Below are 8340 nucleotides of genomic sequence, written 5' to 3' on the forward strand. Positions count from 1 at the left end.
ATTGGGATGTAGAACTAGAGTCTTAAATTTTCTCAGATATATTTATTGCAATTTTTGATCCAGTTTTAATAATTTTATCTAATATAGAGTATGGACCTTCTTTTGTAGCACCCTTTTCATAGGCAATATCTTTATGACTTAATTCATCTTCTCTGAATTTAATTATTTTTTTTTTAAGTTTTGGTTCACTATTATCAAGTTGTTTAATTTGGTTTAAGTAATGCTCGTCTATCACTTCTTCAACGGAAGCAGTACAAAGCATGGCCGTTTTCTTACCAAGTAAAGTGGAACCAAAACCTAATCCTACGCCTAATAAATCCCATAAGGGTAAGAATTTTGTAGGTTTTATATTTCTTTTTTTAATTTCTTCTTCAAAAAAATCAGAATGTTCTTTTTCATGAACTTTCATTTCTTCAATTGTTTTTTTTAAAGCTTCATCTTTAACTAATGTGTTTAGAGCAAGCAACTGTCCTTCATAAATTTTAACAGCACCACGTTCTCCAGCATGATCAACTCGAATGAACTCTTCTATTTTCTTTTTATTAATTGTTGTCATAATTTAAATAAGTTCTTGTTGTAAAATATATTATTAATATTGATATTATAATATTGTAACTTGTAAGAGATAATCCTAAAATTTTAAATGTAACATCTTTGCAGCTTACATTTTTCTCTTGTAACTGCCTTAATATGTCTTCTTTTGAGAGTAAATTTGAGCCATTTTTTAAATCGCAAACTAATGACTCTTCAATAAAACCTTGCTCAATACCCAAATGATATAAAGATAAAATAGTAGCAGCTAAAAAAACTAAAATAAGAGAAAGAATAAAATATTTTTCAAGATAAATAAATTTATAATTTAATAAAATAATTATTAATGCTAGTAGGTATGGAATTCTCTCCATTACACATAAGTTACAAGGTTGATGTCCTAAAACATATTCAATAAAAAATGCTGAAGATAAAGCAATAATGCTAATTAAAAAAATTAACTTTAATGTAATTGTTTTGTTAATCTCAACCATTAAATTTTAAAAATAAATAAATAATAATAAATATTATAACTATAATAATTCCAATTATGGTGAACCATTTTGATCCATGTTTTTCCATGAACTCTGTAAATAATTCTCCAAACTTATAAGACAAGTAGGAAACTATAAAAAATCTCAGGCTTCTTGAAATTAAGCTAACAATTATAAAAATAGGAAGATTAAAAGCAATTAAACCACTTGAAATAGTAAAGGCTTTATAAGGTAATGGTGTAAAGCCTGCTAAAAAAAGAACACTCAGCCATGCGAGGAATCCACTGCCCTGAGACATGCTTAATTTTAAATTTTCAACTTTATCTTGATAACCATAAAATTCGATTACATACATTGCTAAATCAAAAAATAAATAACCTATCAAATATCCAAAAATTCCTCCAAGAACTGAAAATATTGAAGCTATCAAAAATATTTTCAAATATTCCTTTTTTTTAGCAATTACCATTGGAATTATCATTGCATCTGGAGGTATAGGAAAAAAAGAACTTTCTATAAAAGATACAAGCCCTAAATAAAAATTAGAACTTTTATGTGCAGCTAATTCTAAACATTTTTTGTAAAGTGTTTGAAACATTTTTAGGTTTTAATATAAATTTAGTTCTTATACTATTAAATATAATTTAAATGAATACCAAGGGCGAATGGCGGAACTGGTAGATGCGCACGACTCAAAATCGTGTTTCGCAAGAAGTGAGAGTTCGATTCTCTCTTCGCCCACCAAGTAACTATGAATTTAGATAATTTAAATAATTTGATAGAATTATTTGCTAATCAAGCAAATAAACAAAATAAAAAAGATATTTTTTTAGAATGGCTAAACTCAAGTAATAAAAAAGCATACACATGGGAACAAACTGAAAAGAATATTTTAAATTTATCAAAAGTTATTAAAGAAAATATAAAAGAAGGTGATAGATGTCTTTTAGTTTCAGAGAATAGACCCGAGTGGTTTGTTTCTGATTTAGCTATAATGTTAGCTGGTGGTATCACAGTTCCAGCATATACAACTTATATACAAGATGATTATAAGTATTTGATAGAAGATTGTGAACCTAGCTTAGTTATTGTTTCTAATAATGAAATGTTAAAAAAATTAAGTAATATAATTAATGAAAAAGACTTTATAAAAAAAGTAATTACTTTAGATCAAATAGATAAGGTAATAAATAATTTAAATTTAAATAACAAAGAAAGATATTTAGATTACAATTCTATTATAAAAAATAGTATCCTAGCAGACGATAAAATCGAAAATAATAAATTAAATAGAAAGTCTCCAGCGTGTATAATTTATACTTCAGGGACTGGAGGAAATCCCAAAGGTGTAATTTTAAGTCATGGTGGAATTTTAAATAATGTTAAGGGATCTTGTGAAATTACAAAACCAATATTTAATTCAAGACCAGTATTTTTAACTTGGCTTCCGCTTTCTCATTCTTATGAGCACTGTCTTCAATTTGTACAGATAGCAGTAGGAGCTAGAGTATTTTATGCTGAAAAAATTGAAAAACTTCTAGAAAATATATCTGAAGCAAAGCCTACAATTATGGCAGCTGTCCCTAGGTTTTACCAAAACCTTTACAACAAAATACACATGAATTTAAAAAAACAAACGGGTTTTAAAGCAAAATTAATTGAAGCAACTCTTCGTCTGGGAAGAAAAAAACTATTAAATCAAAAAATGACCTTTTCTGAAAAATCAATGAATTTTATTGTTGATATATTAGTTAGAAAAAAAATAAAAAAACAATTTGGTGGAAATTTAAAAGCTTTTGTTTCAGGTGGTGGTGCTCTAGATAAAGAAATAGGTGAATTTTTAAATGCCATAGGATTACCTACTCTCCAGGGTTATGGTTTAACAGAAACATCACCAGTAGTAAGTTGCAATCCAATACATAAAATCAAAGTGGAAACTGTAGGCCCTCCATTTAAAGGAAATGAAGTTAAAATTGCTGAAGATGGAGAAATTTTAGTTAAAGGCGAAAATGTAATGCTAGGATATTGGAACAAAAAAGAAGAAACTGAAAAAGTAATTATAAATGGATGGTTACATACAGGTGATATTGGAGAGATAGACCCAAATGATGGTTATTTAAAAATTACTGATAGAAAAAAAGATATAATAGTAAGTGCTGGTGGAGATAATATTTCACCTGCTAAAATTGAAAATATGATTACGAATGAACCAGAGATAGATCAATGTATGGTTTATGGTGATAAAAAAAATTATTTAGTTGCTTTAATTGTTCCTAATAAAAATTTTTTTAATGAAAAAGAAAAAATAAATAAAGTAATTGAAAAAATAAATAAAAAATTAACTTTATTAGAAAAGATAAAAAAAATTCAATTAATAGATGAAAATTTTTCTATTGAAAATGGTTTAATGACACCAACAATGAAAGTAAAAAGAAAAAAAGTTACAGAAAAATATAAAAATCAGTTAGAAAATCTTTATTAAAATATTTAATTAAAATTGTTTATTAACCGCATAAACATTAACTAAATTAATAAAAAAAAGTTTTATAAAAATAAAAAGTTAAAAATAAATTTATAAAATTTAACTTTTAATTTAAGAATTGACATAACTTATAGAAAAAAATAAAAATATGGTAACAACGAATCAATATGATTCGTTTAACTAAAAAAGGGAGCTAAAGATGCCTAAGAAAAGAAAAAAAGCGGCAAAGAAAACTAAGAAAAAAGCTAAGAAAAAAGCTAAGAAAAAAGCAAAAAAAAGAAGAAGAAAATAGTAACTTAGTATTCTTTACAAAAAACGCTTCTCATTACAGTTTGTGTGAGAGGCGTTTTTTTTTACTCATCAATTGGTTCGTCGTTATCAGAAATTGGCTCGTCTACAGGTATTTCATTAGTTGTAGTTTTTGCAGCTGTTACTGGTTGAGGCTGCCCACCTAAATTTCTTTTTAGTGCTTTATCCAATTTTTTTTGAGTATCTTCTAATGATACATTTAAAACAATCTGAAATTCAGACAGTATTCTCTCATAAGCTTTTTCAAATAATTGTCTTTCACTATAAGACTGGTCAACCATAAGGTCATCACCCTTGTTTAAATCTCTGACAACCTCAGCTAATTCATATATTTTTCCAGAAGAAATTTTTGCTTCATATTCTTGCGCTCTTCGACTCCACATTGATCTTTTAATTTTTGGTTTACTTTTTAAAATTGAAATACATTTATTTACTTGATTAATAGTTGCTAACGGCCTTAAGTGAGATTGCTTGTTTACAGGGACCATTCCATTAGCTTTGTCTTTTTCAAATTTAATAACATACGTTTCAACATCAATTCCACCAATGTTGATCTTTTTAAATTCAGTAATTTGCCCTACCCCATGCTTTGGATATACAACATGATCTTTAATTTTGTATTCTCTTTTTTCTGTTTCTTGTTTTTTAACTTTTTTTATTTCAGGCTTAACTTCATTTGTTTTTGAAATCCTTAAATTATCTACTTTCGGTTCAACTGTCGTTTCTTTAATTTTAACAGTTTTTTTTGTTTTAGTTAATTTGGGTGAAACTTTTTTAACAACTTTTTTAGTTTTTTTTGAAACTATTTTTTTAGCTTTTTTAGCTTTTACTTTTTTTTTAACGTTTACAGCCTTTTTTTTAGAAACTTTTTTTTTCACTTTATTATCTTTTTTACCTTTAAAGATTTTCTTTAAAATATTTTTCGTACTTATTTTGCTCATTTTTAAATTTTTCGTGATCCGCTGGGGGATCTTTTTTTTCACTTATGTTAGGCCAGATTTCAGAGTATTTTTTATTGATCTCTAACCATTTTTCACTTCCAGGTTCAGTGTCAGCTTTTATGGCATCGACAGGACATTCTGGCTCGCAAACGCCACAATCTATACACTCATCGGGTTTAATTACAAGCATATTTTTACCTTCGTAAAAGCAATCGACCGGGCAGACATCAACACAGTCTGTTAGTTTGCACTTAATACAATTGTCGTTAACGATATATGTCATTTTGAATTTTGTTTAATTCTTTCTTTAATATCGCCCATTGTTTTATTGTCAATGTAAAGTAAACCCGCAAGTCGTCTCATTAAATTAGTTTCATATATATCAGCATCTTTGTTTGAATAGATTATAGACCACAAAGCCTCAATAATTTTAATTTTATCTTGCTCGGGCAACACCTTTACTTCTCGGGTAAAATCTAAAATTTGATTTGAGCTTTCTTCAATTTTTTTTGCTTCTTCAATTGTTTTAGAAATATTTTCATCTTCTACACCAAGCTCTTTAAGTGTTTTTTTAATAATTTCTTGTTCTTTATCAGTATAGTACTCATCTATTTTTGCAGCATGAATTAATAAAGCACAAACTTTTGTGAGAAAATTATTATTTTTTGTTTCTTCTTTTTTAAAAAACATTTTAATTTAAATTTAAATTCTTTAATATTTTAAACGGATTTTCGTTTGAGATCTTTTTTGGGGTAATTTTTTTAAATTTCTTAGTAGGACTATATTTAAAAAAAATTTCGTTTTCTTTCTCAAATATTTTATAATTCATTTTTTGAAGTAATTTTTTGAAATTATCCTTACTACATCCTAAAAGATTTAACATTTCTGGAACTAATTTTGTTTCAGAATTTTCCTTTGAACTAGAATTTATTATTAATACAAATAACCTTTCCAAAATATCAATTCTTACAAAAAAATTATCAAATTTTTCAAATCCACACAAAAGCATAAAGTTTTTATTTTTTACTTCTTTATCATCTAAAAAATTCAAACCAAAGGTAGGTGGTTTTAAGTTATGAAATTTTTGATAAAAATTTTTCCACAATAATGTTCGCAAAGATACCGCTTCTGGTTTAATTAATTGATAAAGAAAAACATGATATCTTCCAAACTTTACTCCTAAGTCTCTAAGAATTTTTCTTTCATTTTGTTCTAAGTTTTTTAAGTATTCAGAAACTTGATCTCGCTTTAATACTCCATTATTTTCATAGAGTTGGTATGACAGCGCTTTAATTGACGAATTATTTTCTTTTATATTTTTTAAATCAATTAAACTTTTAAGAACATTATTTATTTTTGAATGTATCCATTTATTAATATAGTCATTTAATTTTTGTTTAGTGTTTTTTTCAATAACATCATCAACAATTAAATCAAAATTAGGATTTAAATAATCATTACCTGTTGTTAATTTGGCAATTGGGAAATCATTCCAGTAAATTTTAAAATCTTCATTCAAACTAATTAATCCTGTATCAATTATTGATTGAACACGTTTTTCTAATTCTGGACCAATAGTTTGCCTAGCTGCTTTTTTTAAAGATTTAATATCAGTTTCCAAAGCACCTTTTTTTAGATCTAGTTCTAATTTAAGTCCTTTTAATTTTCCGATAAATTGATCATCAATTTTAACATCATTGTTTTGTAAAATTTCAGTTTTAAATTCCATATCTTGTTTTAAACCTCTAGCGAGCACGCTTGCCCTTTTGTCAATAAAAGTTTTAGTAAGTTCTTCATGTAATCTGTCTGAAAGTCTATCTTCTAAGTGTTTAGTTTTTTCAATCCAATAACTTTGATTTTCTACCCAATTATTTTTATTCGAAACATATGACCAAGTTCTGACATTTGCAATTCTATTTGATAAAGAATCTACATTTCCATCTAATTTATCTAGTTTCATGAGCTGTAATCTCATATAATCTTCAGAAATTAGTCCTTTTTTACTAGTCAAAAATTTAAATACATTTCCAATAACCTCAAAATGATTGCCATAAGTTTTTTTAACAAAATCAGGTATTTGGCAACATTCCCATAAGAGCATTAAAGTTTTCTTATCAAATCCTCTATTTAAAATTTTTTGATCTTTTAAAAAATATTTAAGTGCTTTTTCATCCTCACATTCATGAATTTTTCTTAGCCATTCTACCTGAGGTTTTTCCTCTAAACTTTTAATTAAACTAATTGGGTTATTGAAATTAAGATTTGAATTTCTCCAAAACAAAGTTCTAATTTCTTCAAATTTATGATTTTCTAATAATTCTACCTCTTCTGGAGATATTTCTTTACAATCACCAGTAATACCGAATCCTCCATTGTTAAAGTATCGACCAGCTCTACCGGCTATTTGACCTATTTCAGATAGATTTAATCTTCTTAATTTTTTTCCATCAAATTTCTTAACATTTGAAAAATAAACATAATCTAAATCCATATTTATTCCCATTCCAATTGCATCTGTTGCAACTAAGAAATCTACATCCCCGGATTGATATAATTCCACTTGGGCATTTCTTGTTTTTGGACTTAGTGATCCCATTACGATAGCAGCACCACCCTTTTGTCTTCTTATTAACTCAGCAATTGCATAAACCTCCTCTGCTGAAAACGCAATGATTGCTGTTTTTCTTTCAATTCTTGATATTTTTTTATGACCAGCATAGGTAAGTTTAGATAGTCGTTCTCTATTTATAAATTCAATATCTGCATCTAATTTTGAAATAATATTTTTAATAGTACTTGAACCCATTAACATTGTGAGTTTTTCTCCCCTCATATTTAAAAGTCTGTCAGTAAAAATATGACCTCTTTCATGATCAGAGCACATTTGAATCTCGTCTACGCCAACAAACTCTAGATGTTTGTCAATTGGCATAGACTCAACTGTGCATAAAAAATATTTAGCGTTAGATGGAATTATTTTTTCTTCTCCAGTTATAAGTGCAACTTTATCTAAACTTATTTTCTTGATTACTTTGTCATATACTTCTCTTGCAAGTAATCTAAGTGGAAATCCAATCATACCGCTTTCAAAAGAAAGCATGGTTTCGATAGCAAGATGGGTTTTGCCTGTATTAGTAGGACCGAGAACAGCTGTAATTTTATTTTTAGTCATTTCTATCTTTTGTGCTTCTTTTTTTTTTCCTACCAGATATTGTTACTGCTAAAGAACAAAAATAGTCTAAAACATGACCGAATCGGAGGGTAAAAAGTTCTCATTTTCTTTTAAATGTTAGTGAGATTATCATAAATAAGATTAATTCTATAACAGTAATTTAATTTAATAAAATGAGTAAAAAACTTTGGCAACCCCCTTTAATTGAAAAAAAAAATTCAAATTTATTTGCTTTCGAAAATTACATTTCAAAAAAATTAAAAATAAAATTTAATAGAAATTATAAAAAATTATTAAATTGGAGTATTAAAAATTCACCTGAGTTTTGGAGTAAATTTTGGGATTTTAGCAAAATAAAAGGAACTAAAAGTAAAAAAAAAATTAGAAAATCAAAAACTTTTTATAAAAATT

The 8340-nt window shown here is 26.6% G+C and carries 8 protein-coding genes, 1 tRNA gene and 1 pseudogene; 3 read left to right on the forward strand and 7 right to left on the reverse strand.

Going from position 1 to position 8340, the window contains the following annotated elements; genetic code table 11:
• Positions 1-22 precede the first annotated feature (22 nt).
• The 3 genes from AMO08_RS00505 to AMO08_RS00515 are packed head-to-tail and all read right to left on the reverse strand — an operon-like array spanning position 23 to position 1623.
• Positions 23-556, reverse strand: coding sequence for a demethoxyubiquinone hydroxylase family protein (locus tag AMO08_RS00505; RefSeq protein WP_075484275.1), 534 nt, complete (start codon positions 554-556; stop codon positions 23-25).
• Positions 543-1025 carry a disulfide bond formation protein B gene (locus tag AMO08_RS00510; protein WP_075484276.1) on the reverse strand — a complete coding sequence of 161 codons (483 nt, stop codon included), beginning with the start codon at positions 1023-1025 and terminating at the stop codon, positions 543-545. Before AMO08_RS00510 ends, AMO08_RS00505 begins: the two co-directional genes overlap by 14 nt.
• The gene (locus AMO08_RS00515; protein ID WP_075484277.1) at positions 1018-1623 is read right to left on the reverse strand and encodes a YqaA family protein; all 606 of its coding nucleotides are present in this window, start codon (positions 1621-1623) and stop codon (positions 1018-1020) included. Before AMO08_RS00515 ends, AMO08_RS00510 begins: the two co-directional genes overlap by 8 nt.
• 61 nt (positions 1624-1684) lie before the next feature.
• Between AMO08_RS00515 and AMO08_RS00520 the strand changes: the two genes are divergently transcribed.
• Positions 1685-1769, forward strand: a tRNA-Leu gene (locus tag AMO08_RS00520).
• Positions 1770-1776: 7 nt separating this feature from the next.
• Positions 1777-3507, forward strand: coding sequence for an AMP-dependent synthetase/ligase (locus AMO08_RS00525; protein WP_075484278.1), 1731 nt, complete (start codon positions 1777-1779; stop codon positions 3505-3507).
• Between the two features lie 353 nt (positions 3508-3860).
• On the opposite strand, the gene AMO08_RS00530 is transcribed toward AMO08_RS00525, so the two are convergent.
• Genes AMO08_RS00530 through AMO08_RS00545 form a run of 4 tightly spaced genes read right to left on the reverse strand, consistent with a single transcriptional unit; the run spans position 3861 to position 7929 of the window.
• The gene (locus AMO08_RS00530; RefSeq protein WP_075484279.1) at positions 3861-4757 is read right to left on the reverse strand and encodes a CarD family transcriptional regulator; all 897 of its coding nucleotides are present in this window, start codon (positions 4755-4757) and stop codon (positions 3861-3863) included.
• On the reverse strand, positions 4714-5040 hold the full coding sequence (gene fdxA / locus AMO08_RS00535; protein ID WP_075484280.1) for a ferredoxin FdxA: 327 nt from the start codon (positions 5038-5040) through the stop codon (positions 4714-4716). The genes AMO08_RS00530 and fdxA overlap by 44 nt, the downstream gene beginning before the upstream one ends.
• A complete protein-coding gene (locus AMO08_RS00540; protein ID WP_075484281.1) occupies positions 5037-5447 on the reverse strand; it encodes a tellurite resistance TerB family protein in 411 nt (136 codons plus the stop codon). The genes fdxA and AMO08_RS00540 overlap by 4 nt, the downstream gene beginning before the upstream one ends.
• A gap of 1 nt (position 5448) precedes the next feature.
• Entirely contained in the window at positions 5449-7929 is a 2481-nt protein-coding gene (locus tag AMO08_RS00545) for a helicase-related protein (protein WP_082254990.1), read from the reverse strand.
• Positions 7930-8102: 173 nt separating this feature from the next.
• On the opposite strand from AMO08_RS00545, the pseudogene AMO08_RS00550 reads away from it, so the two are divergent.
• A pseudogene (locus tag AMO08_RS00550) lies at positions 8103-8340 on the forward strand (acetoacetate--CoA ligase); the annotation flags it as partial.

The organism is Candidatus Pelagibacter communis (assembly GCF_001180205.1).
In the GTDB taxonomy this organism is placed as follows: Bacteria; Pseudomonadota; Alphaproteobacteria; order Pelagibacterales; family Pelagibacteraceae; genus Pelagibacter; species Pelagibacter ubique_O.

Excerpts from the sequence above, each read along its gene's own strand:
- AMO08_RS00505 (WP_075484275.1), bottom strand. The coding sequence starts at position 556 with ATGACAACAATTAATAAAAAGAAAATAGAAGAGTTCATTCGAGTTGAT.
- AMO08_RS00510 (WP_075484276.1), bottom strand. The coding sequence starts at position 1,025 with ATGGTTGAGATTAACAAAACAATTACATTAAAGTTAATTTTTTTAATT.
- AMO08_RS00515 (WP_075484277.1), bottom strand. The coding sequence starts at position 1,623 with ATGTTTCAAACACTTTACAAAAAATGTTTAGAATTAGCTGCACATAAA.
- AMO08_RS00525 (WP_075484278.1), top strand. The coding sequence starts at position 1,777 with ATGAATTTAGATAATTTAAATAATTTGATAGAATTATTTGCTAATCAA.
- AMO08_RS00530 (WP_075484279.1), bottom strand. The coding sequence starts at position 4,757 with ATGAGCAAAATAAGTACGAAAAATATTTTAAAGAAAATCTTTAAAGGT.
- fdxA (WP_075484280.1), bottom strand. The coding sequence starts at position 5,040 with ATGACATATATCGTTAACGACAATTGTATTAAGTGCAAACTAACAGAC.
- AMO08_RS00540 (WP_075484281.1), bottom strand. The coding sequence starts at position 5,447 with ATGTTTTTTAAAAAAGAAGAAACAAAAAATAATAATTTTCTCACAAAA.
- AMO08_RS00545 (WP_082254990.1), bottom strand. The coding sequence starts at position 7,929 with ATGACTAAAAATAAAATTACAGCTGTTCTCGGTCCTACTAATACAGGC.